The following is a 15819-nucleotide window of genomic DNA, read 5'->3' on the forward strand; positions in this document are numbered from 1 at the left end:
AAGTTTAATAAGACTTTGATTTGGCTTTATTGGTCACGCATGAATCGACGAGAACATTCACACCTAGGCAACTTAATGCCTTGGTAGACTTATTCTCACGAAACGTGATCCGCCAAAGTCTCGTTCGAACCAATTACCCCTGGCGGAGTAAGAGGCTCAGCAGGACTCTGCCGCCCACGTTTCTCTTTCTTCAATATTCAATTGTCAAAGAACAGACACCGCTTCACGCAATGTCACAGCCCACTTCGCTTTCGGCTCCGGGGCCTCCCGAGTGTCGCTCACGCGGCTCTCTTGAATTCGGTCCAACTCTCGCGATACTCAGAAGCGAACTTCTTGGTCGCCAGCAGCGTCGCCGCCGTCGTTGGTGGGGCGTATATAGTCGGAGCTCCCTCGAGGCGTCAACACCGATTTCGAACTTTTTTGAATTTTTTGCGACGAATTTTTCAGCCCGCTTTTTCGATAGCCGACTGCCCTTGCGGCAGCCCTTGGGTCATCCACAACGGGCCCTATTGCCGCCGCATTGAGGCGTGAAACCAGCCCATATAAGGAAGGCGCGCGCGTATGTGTGAGGCGCCCCCAAAACAGACGACCGCGACAGACGACAACAGCACCGTCTCGCAAGAGACGCATCATTGGGGATATCGGCCGGCTTGCCGCTTCGTTGACTTCAACGGCCGTGACAGGCAAATGTCATGGCCGCAACGAGAACGACAAGCCGTTTCGCCTGGGGAAGAAGCAGCCTTTCTGGATGCCGGACACCGAAGAGGTCATAGCCGAACTCGGCAACGAGCCGCCGCTGATCGCGGACGGCCGCAGCGGTCCGCCTGACCGCCGCGAGGTGTCGGCGCGCTGGCTGTCGGGTACCTTCCTCACCGGTGTGACCTCAAGCGTGTTGATGGGCGTGGCGCTGTTTGCGGCGCTCGACGGGCGCCAGCAACTGGCCACGCCACCCGAGATCGCCGAGCTCATCGGTCTTGCCAGCGGCGGCGATGATTCCGGCGAACAGGCAAAGACCACCAGGCTGGTAGCGCCCCGCCAGATCGCCCGGGCGAAGGACCGGCGGCGCATGGAAGTGTCGATGGTCACCAAGGTCGGCGACCGTGACGTTATCCACACCATGCCTTTCGTGCAGATCAAGATGGCCTTAGCCGCCGGCCACACCACAAACCGTCCCTACCCGCCATTCGATCCGATGCAGGTCTTCGGCGACGACAGCGACGACAATGTCCAGCCGGCAATGGCCACCGCGGTTGCCGGCCAAATCTACGGCGCCAAGGTCGATAGCGAAATGAGCCTCAAGACGGTCGATTTCCCGATCGATACGGCTTCATTCGATGAAAAGAGCGACCTGTCCGCCGACGAGGTGGAAAAGGTCGTGCGGGACGCCAGCAACGGCTTGAGCGACGGCGCCGTCCAGGTGGCGGCGCTGCATTATGTCGATCCGCAGCGATTCGGCGACGCCTTCGCCGAATCGATGGCAGGCTCCTATGACGTGAAGATCACGCAGGAAAACGTTTCGGTGACGCCTCGCGCCACGCTGGACGACCAGACGCCGGCCTTCGCCGAGGAAATCATTCCCTTCACCGAGGATACCGATATCGCCGAGGCCTATGCCGATTCGGGCTACACCGGCGCTGACGCCACCGGCATGGCGGAAGCGATCGGCAAGCTGTTGAACACCACGGCGCTCAAGGCCGGAACGGTGCTGCGTGTCGGCCTCGAAGTACGCGGCGACATCGCCAAGGTCGTGCGCACCAGTGTCTATGACAAGACCACGCACATCGTCACCATCGCGCTCGACGACCGCGGCCAGTATGTGCCGGCCCAGGAGCCGGAGCCAAATCCCGAGCTTTTGACGGCGTTCGATGATTCGCAGCCCGTCGTGGTGCGCGGCAACCTTCCCAATATCTATGACGGCATCTATCGCACCGCCTATTCCTACGGCATGTCGAAAGCGATGACCCAGAAGCTGATCAAGCTTCTTGCCTCGGACGTCGATTTCCAGTCGCGGCTTTCGCCTGCCGATCGGCTGGAGGTCCTGTTCTCGCAGCCCGATGGCGACGACCAGACCTCCGACAATTCGGAGCTTCTCTACGTGTCGGCGACCTTTGGCGGGCAGACGCGGAATTTCTATCGCTTCCAGATGCAGGACGGCAGCACCGACTATTTCGACGAGAACGGTTCGAGCGCCAAGCAGTTCCTGCTGCGCAACCCGCTGCCCAACGGGCGCTTCACCTCAGGCTTCGGCGCGCGCCGGCACCCGATTCTCGGCTATGTGCGCATGCACACCGGCACCGACTGGGCCGCTCCGATCGGATCGCCTATCATCGCGGCCGGCAATGGCGTCGTGGAGAAGGCCGGATGGGCCGGCGGCTATGGCAAGCAGATCATCCTGCGCCATGCCAATGGCTACGAGACGTCCTACAACCACCAGAGCGCTTTTGCCAAAGGCATCGAGCCCGGCGTCCATGTCCGCCAGGGCCAGGTCATCGGCTATCTCGGCCAGACTGGCCTGTCGACGGGCCCGCATCTCCATTACGAGCTCATCGTCAACGGCACCAAGGTCGATTCGATGCGCGTGCGCCTGCCGGTCGGCAAGGTGCTGAAGGGTGACGATCTCGTGGCTTTCAAGAAAGAGCGCGAGCGCATCGACGATCTTCTCAAGCAGGAAGACGGCAACTCGCTGAAAGTCGCCAGCGCCAAGGCTGATTCGCAGCTTCCGAACTGAGCAGTTCCAGGAACCGCTCTACCTATTTCGACGCAATTCCAGACGGAAGGCTACAGCGAAGTCGCCGGGCTTAACCGCTCACACTTTTCCTGGAACGGCTCTAATCACGCGATTCGGCTGTCTGCCGTGGCCAGGGCGATGCCTGCCCGGGAACCGTGAACCAGGCGATGAGGGAAGAAAGCACGCAAAGCAGCGCCGTGACCGCCGCGACCGCGGTGAAAGCGGAATCGCTTGCCGCCACTCTAGCCGCATCGAGATTGGCCGCGAGCCCGGAAGCGGGCGGCTCGCCGAAACCTGGCACCCCGGAAGCATTGCCGATGATCCGCGCGTAAACCCAGGCCGCCAGCGAACCCATCGCCGCCACCGCGATCAGGCCGCCGACGCGCGAGACCGCATTGTTGATGCCGGACGCGGCACCAGTGTCCTTGTCCTCGACGGACGTCATGACCGCGGTCGACAGCGGTGACACGACCTGCGCCATTCCCAACCCCATCAGCGCCATCAGCGGAAAGGTGCCGGTCCAGAAATTGTGGATGCCGAAATGCGTCAGCATGGCGAGGCCGGCAAAGGCGATGGCGACGACCATGCTGCCGCTGGCGATCGGAAAGCGCGGACCGATCCGGTCCGACCACTGGCCGGCCGGTCCAGACAAAAGCGCGATCGACGCCGACAGCGGCAGGAAGATGAAGCCGACCTCGGCCTCGCTTAGCCTCCAGCCGGCGATCAGAAGCATCGGCAGGTAGAACAAATTGGCCGAAAGCGCGAAATAGAGGAAGAATGTCGCCAGATTGGCGCCGGCGAAGGCGCGGATGCGGAACAGGCCGAGATCGATCATCGGATCGCGCTGCCAGCGCTCATAAGCGATGAAGACAAAGAGCAGAACCACACCGGCAATGATCGCGGGCGTTGACAGCATTCCGCCGCCTTCGGCATTCATTGCCGTCAGTCCATAGGCGAGCAGGCCGAAGGCAAGCGTCGCCAGCCCGGCGCCCCCGAGATCCAGGCTGCGTTTTTCGGTCGGCTTGTCGGCCGGCACCTTGGCCAGAAGCAGATAGATCGACACCAGCCCGAGCGGCAGGTTGATGGCGAAGATCGCGCGCCAGACCCCATTGCCGAACGTCGTCAAAACGAAGCCGCCCAGAACGGGGCCAAGAGCCGTGGTCAGCGCCGATGCAGCGGCCCAGATGCCGATCGCCCGGCCGCGCTCCTTCTTCGGATAGGCTTTGGCGATGATGGCGAGGCTGCCCGGCACCATGATCGCCGCGCCGATGCCCTGGATGGCGCGGAAGGCGATCAATATGGCCGGGTCGGGAGCCACCGCGCAGGCGAGCGAGGCGACGATGAACAGCGCGATGCCGGTCACGAAGGCGCGCCGCAACCCGAACCGATCGCCTGCAGCGCCGCCCGCCAGGATGAGCGCCGACAGCGTCAGCGCATAGGCGTTGGAAATCCACTGTGCTTCCGCCAGGCTGGCGCCGAGATCGGCGCGCAACGCCGGCATGGCGATCGCGAGGATCGAGCCGTCGATGAAGCCGAGCGCCGAAGCAAGAATCGCTGCGACCAGCACGAACTTTCGCTGCGTCTGAGGGCAGAATGTACCGTTCGCGCGCGCGGGCGAATGCGAATCAACAGTCGTTTCGTTCGCGGATGACATGATTCCTGCTTAGCCCTCCGGCGCGATCGCAACAACAAGCCAGAGCATCGCTGTTCTTGAAACCAGACAACACTGGCCGGGTGGGGAGGTGGGCTCAATCCTGATGCAAACCGTCGGCAGCGTGCTAGGTTCCAGCATCATGCGTGGGAGGGGGAAGCCATGAAGCGGCCGCTCGAACCGTCGGCGGAAGGACGCGGGCGCGTCGTCGGCATAACCGACGGCGTCTTCGCCATCGCGCTGACCTTGATCGTGCTGGAGATCAGGGTGCCGTCGCATGAGGCGGTGCATTCGGAAGGCGAGTTGCTCGCCGCGATCCTGGCGCTGGCGCCGCGGTTCCTCACCTATGCGCTGAGTTTCCTCACGCTCACCATCTTCTGGTTCGGCCAGCAGGCCCAGCATGGCCTGATCGCAAAATCGGACCGCAGGCTCGCGACGCTCAACCTGTGCTTTCTCGCCTTCATCGCGCTGTTGCCGTTTTCAACCGACCTGCTGGCCGATTTCCTGGAATTCAGGATCGCGGTGCTGGTTTATTGGCTGAACCTTTTGATGCTCGGCGCCTCGCTGTTCGCCAGTTGGTGGTATGCCGACAGGAACGGCATGATCGCCGAGGACGTGGACGCTGAAACGCGGCGCACCGTCTACGCTCGCATCGTCAAGGCGCAGGCGCTGTGGGCGGTCGGCGCGGCGTTGTGCCTGATCACGCCGCTGCTCAGCATAGGCTTCATCCTGCTGGTGCAGCTTGTTTACGCCGCCGCGCCGCGCAGCTCACTGCTGCGTAAACTCATCGGTTGAGGTCCCGCCGACCTCCGCGATTGTTGGTCCGCCGACGAACTCCACCGTGACGCCCGGCGACACCAGCTTGGCAAGCTCGCGTGCATCCCAGTTGGTCAGGCGCACGCAGCCATGGCTCTCGGTCTTGCCGATCTTGGAGGGATCGGGCGTGCCGTGGATGCCGTAGGTCGGCTTGTCGAGCGCGATCCACACCGAGCCGACCGGACCGTTCGGTCCCGGCGGAACGGTCAGGATCTTGTCGTTCTGGCCCTGCTTGAAATTGATGTTGGGATTGTAGGTGTAGTTCGGGTCGAGCGCGATGCGCGAGACGGCATGGATGCCGGTAGGCGACGGCGTGTCGGCCGAGCCGATCGTGGCCGGATAGGCCGCGACCAGCTTGCCGCTGCCATCATAGGCGTAGACTTCCTTCTTGGTCTTGTCGGCGACGATGCGCGTCACCGGCGTCGAGACCAGCTTGCCGAAATTGGCGACCTTGATCATCGTGCCGGGGCGATTGAAGTCGGCGCCCTTGTTGATCGACTTCAGATAGGTCTCGTCCATGTGGAAGCGCTCGGCCAGCGCCTCGGTGACCGAGGTGTAGCACATGCAGTCGAGCTTGGCCTTCTGGCTGTAGTCCTCGGGGATCGAGGCCACATACGGGCCGGCCACATCTTCCGGCGTGATCGTGTAGGAAGCAAAGGGGTCGCCGCCCGACTGCGCGAGCGCCGCCTGGATGCCGACCGCATCGGTCGATTTCAGATTGGTGCCGTTTATTTCGTTATAGGCGGCCAGCGCCTTGTCGACATTGGAGCCGAAGCGCCCGTCGATCACGCCCGGCGAGGCGCCGCCGCGATCGAGCAGCACCTGCAGCGCGGCAACGTCCTGACGCACCCCGAGCGACAGCGACGGATCGACACTGGCCTTACCGCCTGTGTTCGGCGGCAACGAGGCCTCCGGATTGGTCTGCAGGACCTCGCCCTGGCCCGGCTGCTCCGGGTCGATCGACGCCTCGTTCAACGGCTGGCGCTTGATGGTGTTGGACTTCGGCTCCTCCGGATAGGTGGTGGCATAGCCCTCATCATTGTTGGGCGCCGGCGGATAGGCATCGACGGAATTGCCGTCGCCGTTGGGATCGTATTCGTCGGCCGGCGGCGGAATGACCCGGCCATTCTCCTCCAGCTGCCGCCGGCGGAAGCGAGCCATGTCCTCGGGATTGTCGAGATAGTAGCGGTCGTCGTCCTCGGCCGGCGCGCGGCCGAGCTCTTGCGTGCGCATCTGCCGGCGAAGCGCGCGGCGATCGAGCCTGCTCCCCGGCGGCTGGATGGCGATGACCTTGCCGGTGTCGGCATCGACCAGCACCCGATTGCCCCTGGCGTCGTAATAGATATCGATATTGCCTTCCTGGGCCAGCATCAGCGCGCCGCGCTCAGCCGGGCGCACGCCTTGCGGGCCATCCACGCTCGGCGCGGCGAACGCGCCGTAAGACGCCAGCCCGGCCGCGAGTGCCGAAAGGGAAAAGATCAAGCGCAGCATGGGGTCAAGCTCTCCGGTCGACTCTGGCTTCTGGCGGGCGAATCTTCGCCAGCAAACCAGTTACCCAAATTAAGCTTCCAACATGAACCGGGCATGAAGATGGCGGATTTCCAATGCCTTGAGGAACATTAGCTAGTCTGCGGCGAGCCCCAATTGCCTGCGTGCCTGTCTGGTCAGCTTCAGGACGACCAAGCGGTGGCTTTCGCGCAGATAGTCCTTGAGCGCCGCATCATCCACGCTTTGGCTTGTCTGACGCTGGATCCATTTCATGCCGCGCGAAGCGAGATAGGGCGCCGGCCGGCAGCCCGGCTGATCCTTGAGCACGTCATAGGCCATCTCGGAACATTTGAAGGTGACAAAAAGCTCGCCACCGTCGTTCCAGCCGCCGATGGCGAACACCTTGCCGCCGACCTTCCATACATGGGCGCCGCCCCATTGGACGACATGCGTCGTGGCGGGCAACGAAGCGCAGAAGCCGTTGTAATCGTCGAGCTTCATCGAGTCCTTCCCAGTCATCCGAATCGGCAGCTGATTATGGGCCGTCCCCGAAAATAACAAAGCGCGCCGCACCGGTCCGGTGCGACGCGCCCTTTCATTCCAACGTGCCGGGGATCAGGCGGCGGCTTCCGTCGCCACCACGGTCGGCTTCGAGCGGAAGTTCAGCCGGTCGGAACCCGCCGTGACCTTGACGGTCGAACCGTCGAGGATCTCGCCGAGCAGGATTTTCTCCGCCAGCGGGTCCTGCAGTTCCTTCTGCATCACCCGCTTCAGCGGCCTGGCGCCATAGGCCGGGTCGTAGCCCTTCGACGCCAGCCACTCGATCGCATCGTGATCCAGCGACAGCGTGATCTTGCGATCGACGAGCAGGTTCTCCAGCCGCTTGAGCTGGATCTCGACGATGCGGTCCATGTCCTCCCGGCGCAGCCGGTGGAACAGGATCACCTCGTCGACGCGGTTGAGGAACTCGGGTCGGAACGAGGATCTCACCACGCTCATCACCTCGTCGCGCACGGCATCGACATCCTGGTCGTCGCCGAGACTGACCAGGTATTCGGCGCCGAGGTTGGACGTCATGATGATCAGCGTGTTGCGGAAGTCGACCGTGCGGCCCTGACCGTCGGTCAGCCGGCCGTCATCGAGCACCTGCAGCAGCACGTTGAACACATCCGGATGCGCCTTCTCGATCTCGTCGAACAGCACGACCTGATAGGGTCGGCGCCGCACCGCTTCGGTCAGCGCCCCGCCTTCCTCATAGCCGACATAGCCGGGAGGCGCGCCGATCAGCCGGGCGACGGAGTGCTTCTCCATGAACTCCGACATATCGATGCGCACCATCGCCGTCTCGTCGTCGAACAGGAAGCTCGCCAGCGCCTTGGTGAGCTCGGTCTTGCCGACGCCGGTAGGCCCAAGGAACATGAACGACCCGATCGGTCGGTTCGGATCCTGCAGCCCGGCGCGGGCACGCCGCACGGCCTTGGACACCGCCTGCACGGCTTCGCCCTGGCCGACGACCCGCTTGCCGATCTCGTCTTCCATGCGCAACAGCTTCTCGCGCTGCCCTTCGAGCATCTTGTCGACCGGAATGCCGGTCCAGCGCGATACGACATGCGCGACGTGGTCAGGGGTGACCACCTCTTCCACCATGCCTGCCTTGCCGTCCTGGGCCTCGGCTTCCTTGAGCTTCTTCTCCAGTTCCGGGATCTTGCCATAGGCAAGCTCGCCGGCGCGCTGGAACTCGCCCTTGCGCTGCGCGATCGCCAGTTCGTTGCGCATCTCGTCGAGCCGCTTCTTCAGGTCGGCGGCGAGGCCAAGCTTCTGCTTTTCGGCCTGCCACTTCGCGGTCAGCTCGGTCGATTCCTCCTCGAGGCCGGCGAGTTCCTTCTCCAGCCGGGCAAGCCGGTCCTTGGAGGCCTCATCCTTCTCGACCTTCAGCGCCTCGCGCTCGATCTTCAGCTGCATGATGCGGCGGTCGATCTCGTCCAGCGCCTCGGGCTTGGAATCGACCTGCATGCGCAGCCTCGAAGCCGCCTCGTCGACTAGGTCGATCGCCTTATCCGGCAGGAAGCGGTCGGCGATGTAGCGGTTGGAAAGCGTCGCCGCCGAGACCAGCGCGGAATCGGAGATGCGCACCTTGTGGTGCTGCTCGTATTTCTCCTTCAGACCGCGCAGGATCGAAACCGTGTCCTCCACCGTCGGCTCGTCGACGAAGACGGGCTGGAAACGGCGGGCAAGGGCGGGGTCCTTCTCGACATGCTTGCGGTACTCGTCGAGCGTGGTCGCGCCGATGCAGTGCAGCTCGCCGCGCGCCAGCGCGGGCTTCAACAGGTTCGACGCGTCCATCGCGCCATCCGCCTTGCCGGCGCCGACCAGCGTGTGCATCTCGTCGATGAACAGGATGATGTTGCCACTGGCCGACGTGACTTCGTTGAGCACGGCCTTCAGCCGCTCCTCGAACTCGCCGCGATATTTGGCGCCGGCAATCAGCGCGCCCATGTCGAGCGCCATTAGCTGCTTGTCCTTCAGCGATTCCGGCACGTCGCCATTGACGATGCGCAGCGCCAGGCCCTCGGCGATCGCCGTCTTGCCGACGCCCGGCTCGCCGATCAGCACGGGGTTGTTCTTGGTGCGCCGCGACAGCACCTGGATGGTGCGGCGGATCTCGTCGTCGCGGCCGATGACCGGATCGAGCTTGCCCGAGCGGGCATCGGCCGTCAGGTCACGCGCGTATTTCTTCAGCGCGTCATAGCCCTGCTCGGCACTCGCCGAATCGGCGGTGCGGCCCTTGCGGATATCATTGATGGCCTGGTTGAGGGCCTGCGCGGTAACGCCGGCCTTGGACAGGATGTCGGCGGTCTTGGCCGACTTCTCCATGACAAGCGCCTGCAACAGCCGCTCGACAGTGACGAAGCTGTCGCCGGCCTTCTTGGCAAGATCCTCGGCGGTCGAAAACACCTTGGCGAGCGGCTGGGCCAGATAGAGCTGGCCGTTGCCGCCCTCGACCTTAGGCATGGCCTCGAGCGCCGCCTCGACGCCGAGCTTGGCGTCGCGGGCATTGCCGCCGGCACGCTCAATCAGGGACGCGGCAAGGCCCTCGTCATCGTCGACGAGCACCTTCAGCATATGTTCAGGCGTGAATTGCTGGTGATTGCGCGAGAGCGCCATGGTCTGCGCGGACTGGATGAAGCCGCGCACGCGCTCCGAGTATTTTTCAAGATTCATATCTGTCTCCTTCCGTCACCGGCCCGCTTTGCGGCACCGGATCAGATTGCGGTGACGGACCCGCCCAAAAGAGCCGAGCCCTGTTCAGCCGAGATATGGTGTATGGGGTGCGGTCCCTCAAGACGCCTTGATGTCGATCAAAGCAGAATATTCCACTGCATGTCGCCCCAAAAGTGCGCGAGCGCGCCGCGACGCGCTTTAGCTACGCACGAACGAAAACGGCGGAGAAATATCCCCGCCGTCTGCAATGCCTGAAATGGTGTTTCGGTCAGTTGTTCGCGTCGGCGGTCACCGGTTCGCCAGGAGCTTCGCCGGCGACCGGCGCCGGCTCGCTGGCGACAGGCTCGCTCGCCGGCCTTGCCTCTTCGGCGGGCTTGGCGCCTGCCTCACCGCTATTGTTCAGCGCGTTATGTGCTTCGCCTGGATTTGCTTCGCCTGGATTTTCAGGGCTTGCGCTCTGCGGCTGGTCGCCCTGCTCGCCATTGCCTGCCTGATCGGCATAGTTGCCGCGCGGGCGGCGCGGACGCCGCGGCCGGCGACCGCCACCATTTTCCATGGCGGCTTCGTTGAGCTCGGCCTGCGCGGCGAGCGCGGCCGGCGAGAAACTGTCGAACTGCGGCGCCTGCTCGGCCTGGGGTCCGGCCTCTCCAGCGGCCCCGGGCTGCGCCGGGGTCTCATTGCGCCGGTTCTGGTCGAACTGCTGGCCGCCATGCTCGCCGCGTTGGCCGTTTTCGCCACGCTGGCCGTTCTGGCCATACTGACCGTAGCCGCCGTTGCGGCGGTCACGATGGCGGTCGCGGCCATTGTTGTCGCGGTTGTCGCGCTGGTTATTGTCGCGCCGGTTGTTGTCGCGGCCGTTTTCCTGGTTGTAGGCGAGTTCCGCCGGCGTGCCCTCGATCACAGGCTGCGGCCCCGAGCCATTCGCCGCGGTCGGCGCCTCGGCTCCACTGCTGCCGTTGGTATTGCCGACAGAATCGAACTCGTCACGATCCTCGTCGAGATCGTCATCGAAGTCGTCGCGGTTTTGCTGGGCGTTCTGGATCGGCATCTGCGCCTGCGCGGCGGCAATGATGCGATTGTAGTGCTCGGCGTGCTGGAGATAGTTCTCCGCCATCACCCGGTCGCCGGAACTCTGCGCGTCACGGGCGAGTGTGGCGTATTTCTCGGCGATCTGTTGAGCCGATCCGCGGATCTTTACATCCGGGCCGTTGCTCTCATAGGTGCGGGTCAGGGGATTTGGCCCCTTGCGGTTGTTGTTGTTGCCACCGCCGCCATTGTTGTTGCGACCGCGCATGCGCCTGTTCTGCTGTTGTGGCCTCATTAGACTCTCTTCATAGTGAATTTTCGAAAAACCCTTCGCGAACGGAGGCGCTCATGCAGCCAGCCGTTTCGTTTCTTCACCGGCGTTCGCCCGCATCAATTGCGTTGGCGCCACGTGCCATCCTGTTCCGGTTACATCACTTGCCAGATGATTCCCGCACGAAGCTTGGGCGTCGTTTGCGCAAGAAGGCAGCTATTTCCAAGGAAAACCGAATCGCTGGGAGCACTGCCTGCTTCGTCTCATCCGGTTGAGCCGGACCCTAACTGCATTCCCTGGTGTTGCCAAGCGGTTTTTTCGCGCTGTATCAGGGCTTTCAACGCTCGAACACCAGAACTCTATCATTGCCGCCGAGGTCGCGATAGGCGCCGGCGAGCCTGTATCCAGCTGCCGCGAATATCCCGGTTACCTCGTTTTTCTGCGTGTGGCCGATCTCGACCGCTACTCTGCCTTGCGTTTCCAGAAATCCTGCCGCTTCAGCGGCGATGACCCGATAGGGGTCCAAACCATCCGCACCGCCGTCCAATGCCCGGTGCGGGTCGAAATCGCGGACCTCGTCCTGCAGATTTCCAATCTCTTGGCTAGGTATATAGGGAGGGTTCGAGGCAATTACATGGTAGGACCCCGAAACTTTTTCGAACCAGTTGGAATGCAAGGCTTTGAAGCGCCCGCCGAGCCCCAGATCCCGGGCATTTCGGGCCGCGGTCGCCAACGCGTCCGGTGAAATGTCGACGCCCGTCGCGGTGGCAGCCGGAACGGCGCCGAGCAGGGCCAGCGCGATAGCACCTGTGCCTGTGCCTAGATCGAGAATACGGCATTCGCCGAGCCTTTCGGCCGTTGCCCGGGCAAAAGGCACGATGGCGTCGACCAGCGTCTCGGTGTCCGGCCGCGGCTCAAGCGTCTCCGGTGAGAGCGACAGGCGCAAACCGTAGAATTCGCGATAACCGAGGATGCGGTGCACCGGCTCACCTGCGACGCGACGCCTCAGGGCCGCTTCTACGGCCGAAAGTGCCGCCGAACCCACCTCGTGCCCTGGTTCGGCAATGGCCTGGGTGCGGGTCGTACCGGAGAAATGTTCCACGATCAGCCGGGAATCGAGCGCCGGATCGTCAATCCCCGCGGCGACCAGACGCTCGCGCGCCACCTTGAGCAACGGCCCGAGCGCGGCAGGCAATCGATCAGCCATCGAGGCTCATATCGGCTAACAGCTTCGACTGATGGTCGGCGATCAGCGCGTCGATCACCTCGTCGAGCTCACCCATCATCACCCGATCGAGCTTGTAGAGCGTGAGGTTGATGCGATGGTCGGTGACGCGCCCTTGCGGGAAGTTGTAGGTGCGGATGCGCTCCGACCGGTCGCCCGAGCCGACCTGCGATTTTCGCGACGACGAGCGCTCCTCATCCGCGCGGCTGCGCTCCAGGTCGTAGAGCCGCGCGCGCAGGATCTGCATGGCGCGCGCCCGGTTCTGGTGCTGCGACTTCTCCGCCTGCACCACCATGATGCCGGTTGGCAGGTGTGTGATGCGAACCGCCGAGTCGGTGGTGTTGACGTGCTGGCCGCCGGAACCCGAGGCGCGCATTGTGTCGATGCGGATATCCTCCGGCCGGATATCGATATCGACCTCCTCGGCCTCGGGCAGAACGGCGACCGTCGCCGCCGAGGTATGGATGCGCCCGCCCGCTTCGGTTTCCGGCACGCGCTGGACCCGGTGAACGCCGGATTCGAACTTCAGATGCGCGAACACGCCCTTGCCCGACACCGAGGCGATGATTTCCTTGTAGCCCCCGACCTCGCCCTCGCTGGCCGACACGACCTCGAAGCGCCAGCCGCGCGAGGCGGCATAGCGCTCATACATGCGAAAGAGATCGCCGGCGAACAACGCCGCCTCATCGCCGCCGGTGCCTGCGCGGATTTCGAGGATGGCGTTCCTCTCATCGGCCGCGTCCTTGGGCAGGAGCAGGATCTGGATATCCTTCTGCAGCGTCTCGATGCGGCTCTTCACCTGAGGCAGGTCCGCCTCGGCCAAGGCCCGCATCTCGGCGTCGGTCGCCTTGTCGGCGAGCATCGCCTCGAGGTCCGCCTGTTCCTGCTCGGCGGCGCGCAACGCCCGGATCTTGCCCACCATCTCCTGGATGTCGGCATATTCGGAAGCCATCTTGACATATTGATCGGCGGCGGGTCCGGCCGCCATCTGCGCTTCGAGCATGTCGAAACGCTTGACGACTTGGTCCATGCGGTCGCGGGGCAGGTTGATCATGGTGGGATGGCTATAGCGGTATAGAACGGTCGTCGGCAAACGCCTGCAGCAGCGCCCGCATCGGCGTCCCTTGGGCAGGTGCCATCAGATTGTCCTTGAAGAAGTCTTTCAGCTCCTGCAGCGGCAGCTCGGTCAGCATCGCCTTGACCGGGCCGATCGAGGCTGGCGACATAGAGATCGAGCGGAAGCCGAGGCCGATCAGCGCCATCGCCGAGATCGGCTTGCCGGCAAGCTCGCCGCACAGCGTCACCGGCGTGTTGTTGCGGGCGCCGGCATCGGCGATCGTCTTCAGCACCCGCAGGAATGGCGCCGAAAGCGTGTCGAAGCGGTCGGCAAGCTGTGTGTTGCCGCGATCGACCGCCATGATGAACTGGAAGAGGTCGTTGGAACCGACCGAAACGAAATCCACCGCCTTCATCAGTTCGTCGAGCTGGAACAAGAGCGAGGGCACTTCCAGCATCGCGCCGAGCCTGAGGCTGGTGGGCAGGTGATGGGCAAAGCGCGACAGGTGCCGGACCTCGCGGTCGATGATCTCGCGCGCCTGCGCGATCTCCGACAGCTCGGTCACCATCGGCAGCATCAACTTCAGCTCGCGGCCGCCGCTGGCCTTCAACAGCGCCCGGATCTGCGTTCTGAGCAGGCCGGGACGATCGAGCGTCAGCCGGATCGCACGCCATCCCAGCGCCGGGTTCTCTTCCTGGATCGCCCCCTTGAAGTAAGGCAGCACCTTGTCGCCGCCGATATCGATGGTGCGGAAGGTGACCGGCTTGCCGCGCGCGGCGTCGAGCACGTCGCGGTAGAGCCTCTCCTGCGCCTCGGCGCGCGGGAAGGTCGAGGCGACCATGAACTGCAATTCGGTGCGGAACAGCCCGATGCCGGCGGCGCCCGATTCGGTCAGCTGCGGCAGGTCGACGGCGAGACCGGCATTCATCAGGAGATCGACCGGAACCCCATCCTTGGTCACGGACGGCTTCTTGCGCAGCTCGCGGTAGACCTCCTGCCGCCGGGCCCGGAAACGGACCTTTTCGGCATAGGCGGCCTCGAGGTCCGACTGCGGTCGCAGATGGATCGTGCCTTCCTCGCCGTCGACTATGATGGCGTCGCCGTTTTCCGCCATGGAAACGGCGCCCTTCATCTGGCCGGCGACGGGAATGCCCATGGCGCGGGCGACGATGACGACGTGGCTGGTCGCGGCGCCATCCTCCAGCACCAGGCCGCGCAGCTTGTCGCGCGGATAGTCGAGCAGCTCTGCCGCGCCCATCGAACGGGCGACGATGATGGCATCCTTGGGCAGCGCAGCCGCGACGTCCTCCGGCCCGCGCCCCATCAGCTGGCGCAGGAGCCGGTTGGCAAGGTCGTCGAAATCGCTCATCCGCTCGCGCAGATAAGGGTCGGTCATGTGCAGCATGCGCGCGCGCATGTCGCTCTGCACCTTCTCGACCGCCGCCTCCGCGGTCAAGCCGTTGCGGATCGCCTCTTCCAGCCGGCGCACCCAACCGCTGTCATTGGCGAACATGCGATAGGCCTCGAGCACCTCGCGGTGCTCGCCCTCGAAGGCGACCTCGCGCCGCTCCAGCATGTCGTCGATGGAGAGCCTGAGCGAGCCGAGCGAGGACTGCAGCCGGCGCACCTCCTCCTCGCTGTCCTCGTTGAAGAGGTTGGTGACGACGATGCGCGGCTCGTGCAGCACGACATGGCCGAGGCCGACGCCCTCGTTGAAGGAAAGGCCGGTGAAGCTCACGGGGCGGCGCAGGTCGAGTTCCAGCCCGGGCCGGGTCAGGCGAGCCAGATCGCCGGTGGCGATCATCTCGGCGATCACCATCGCCGTCGTTTCCAGCGCCTCGACCTCGTCGTCGCGGTAGTGGCGCATGGTCTTGTTCTGCACCACCAGGACGCCCAGCGTGCGCCCTGCCCTCAGCACCGGCACGCCGAGGAAGGAATTGTAGATCTCTTCGCCCGTCTCCGGCAGGTAGGCGAAGGCCGGGTGCTCCTGCGCGTTGGAGAGGTTGAGCGGCCGCGCGCTGGCGGCGATCGTGCCGACCAGGCCCTGCCCGAGCCGCAACTGCGCAAGGTGGACAGCGTTGGGGTTCAGACCCTCGGTGGCGTAGAGCTCGAGCACCGAGTCGGCGCGCAACACATAGAGTGAGCAGACCTCGGCCACCATGTTGGAGGCGATGTCGCGCACGATACGGTCGAGCCGCTCCTGCGGCTCCAGCGGCTCCTGCATGAGCTCGCGAAGCCGTTTGAGCAGAACGCGCGGGCCACTGGCCGTATCACGCATCGCGGCTTGTTCTCCAATGGGCATTTCGCCCGCCGCAGTTTCTCCCGCGGCCGGCGT

General features: G+C 64.1%; 10 protein-coding genes. 2 read left to right on the plus strand and 8 right to left on the minus strand.

Annotated elements, in window-relative coordinates; all coding sequences use genetic code 11:
• Window positions 1–748 precede the first annotated feature (748 nt).
• Window positions 749–2728, plus strand: coding sequence for a M23 family metallopeptidase (locus tag DPM35_RS31425; RefSeq protein ID WP_181592248.1), 1980 nt, complete (start codon window positions 749–751; stop codon window positions 2726–2728).
• A gap of 100 nt (window positions 2729–2828) precedes the next feature.
• Here DPM35_RS31425 and DPM35_RS31430 read toward each other — a convergent pair whose 3' ends face one another.
• Window positions 2829–4382: an MFS transporter gene (locus DPM35_RS31430; protein ID WP_112131382.1), complete on the minus strand. Its 1554-nt coding sequence runs from the start codon at window positions 4380–4382 to the stop codon at window positions 2829–2831.
• 159 nt (window positions 4383–4541) lie between these two features.
• Here DPM35_RS31430 and DPM35_RS31435 point away from each other — a divergent pair, with 159 nt between their 5' ends.
• Window positions 4542–5174: a TMEM175 family protein gene (locus DPM35_RS31435; protein ID WP_112131383.1), complete on the plus strand. Its 633-nt coding sequence runs from the start codon at window positions 4542–4544 to the stop codon at window positions 5172–5174.
• Here the strand turns inward: DPM35_RS31435 and DPM35_RS31440 are convergent.
• From DPM35_RS31440 to ptsP, 7 genes are all read right to left on the minus strand, one after another.
• Window positions 5148–6686: a L,D-transpeptidase family protein gene (locus tag DPM35_RS31440; RefSeq protein WP_112131384.1), complete on the minus strand. Its 1539-nt coding sequence runs from the start codon at window positions 6684–6686 to the stop codon at window positions 5148–5150. The genes DPM35_RS31435 and DPM35_RS31440 overlap by 27 nt on opposite strands.
• 132 nt (window positions 6687–6818) lie before the next feature.
• Window positions 6819–7184, minus strand: coding sequence for an MmcQ/YjbR family DNA-binding protein (locus DPM35_RS31445; protein WP_112131385.1), 366 nt, complete (start codon window positions 7182–7184; stop codon window positions 6819–6821).
• Between the two features lie 114 nt (window positions 7185–7298).
• A complete protein-coding gene (gene clpB / locus DPM35_RS31450) occupies window positions 7299–9905 on the minus strand; it encodes an ATP-dependent chaperone ClpB (RefSeq protein ID WP_112131386.1) in 2607 nt (868 codons plus the stop codon).
• Between the two features lie 268 nt (window positions 9906–10173).
• The gene (locus tag DPM35_RS31455; protein ID WP_112131387.1) at window positions 10174–11226 is read right to left on the minus strand and encodes a DUF4167 domain-containing protein; all 1053 of its coding nucleotides are present in this window, start codon (window positions 11224–11226) and stop codon (window positions 10174–10176) included.
• 313 nt (window positions 11227–11539) lie between these two features.
• Window positions 11540–12409 carry a peptide chain release factor N(5)-glutamine methyltransferase gene (gene prmC, locus DPM35_RS31460; RefSeq protein ID WP_112131388.1) on the minus strand — a complete coding sequence of 290 codons (870 nt, stop codon included), beginning with the start codon at window positions 12407–12409 and terminating at the stop codon, window positions 11540–11542.
• Window positions 12402–13481, minus strand: coding sequence for a peptide chain release factor 1 (prfA, locus tag DPM35_RS31465; RefSeq protein WP_112131389.1), 1080 nt, complete (start codon window positions 13479–13481; stop codon window positions 12402–12404). Before prfA ends, prmC begins: the two co-directional genes overlap by 8 nt.
• Window positions 13482–13491: 10 nt before the next feature.
• Window positions 13492–15762: a phosphoenolpyruvate--protein phosphotransferase gene (gene ptsP / locus DPM35_RS31470; protein ID WP_112131390.1), complete on the minus strand. Its 2271-nt coding sequence runs from the start codon at window positions 15760–15762 to the stop codon at window positions 13492–13494.
• Window positions 15763–15819 lie beyond the last annotated feature (57 nt).

Source organism: Mesorhizobium atlanticum (assembly GCF_003289965.1).
GTDB lineage: Bacteria > Pseudomonadota > Alphaproteobacteria > Rhizobiales > Rhizobiaceae > Mesorhizobium > Mesorhizobium atlanticum.

Coding starts and splice junctions, on each gene's coding strand:
- DPM35_RS31425 (WP_181592248.1), top strand. CDS start 749: ATGCCGGACACCGAAGAGGTCATAGCCGAACTCGGCAACGAGCCGCCG.
- DPM35_RS31430 (WP_112131382.1), bottom strand. CDS start 4,382: ATGTCATCCGCGAACGAAACGACTGTTGATTCGCATTCGCCCGCGCGC.
- DPM35_RS31435 (WP_112131383.1), top strand. CDS start 4,542: ATGAAGCGGCCGCTCGAACCGTCGGCGGAAGGACGCGGGCGCGTCGTC.
- DPM35_RS31440 (WP_112131384.1), bottom strand. CDS start 6,686: ATGCTGCGCTTGATCTTTTCCCTTTCGGCACTCGCGGCCGGGCTGGCG.
- DPM35_RS31445 (WP_112131385.1), bottom strand. CDS start 7,184: ATGAAGCTCGACGATTACAACGGCTTCTGCGCTTCGTTGCCCGCCACG.
- clpB (WP_112131386.1), bottom strand. CDS start 9,905: ATGAATCTTGAAAAATACTCGGAGCGCGTGCGCGGCTTCATCCAGTCC.
- DPM35_RS31455 (WP_112131387.1), bottom strand. CDS start 11,226: ATGAGGCCACAACAGCAGAACAGGCGCATGCGCGGTCGCAACAACAAT.
- prmC (WP_112131388.1), bottom strand. CDS start 12,409: ATGGCTGATCGATTGCCTGCCGCGCTCGGGCCGTTGCTCAAGGTGGCG.
- prfA (WP_112131389.1), bottom strand. CDS start 13,481: ATGATCAACCTGCCCCGCGACCGCATGGACCAAGTCGTCAAGCGTTTC.
- ptsP (WP_112131390.1), bottom strand. CDS start 15,762: ATGCGTGATACGGCCAGTGGCCCGCGCGTTCTGCTCAAACGGCTTCGC.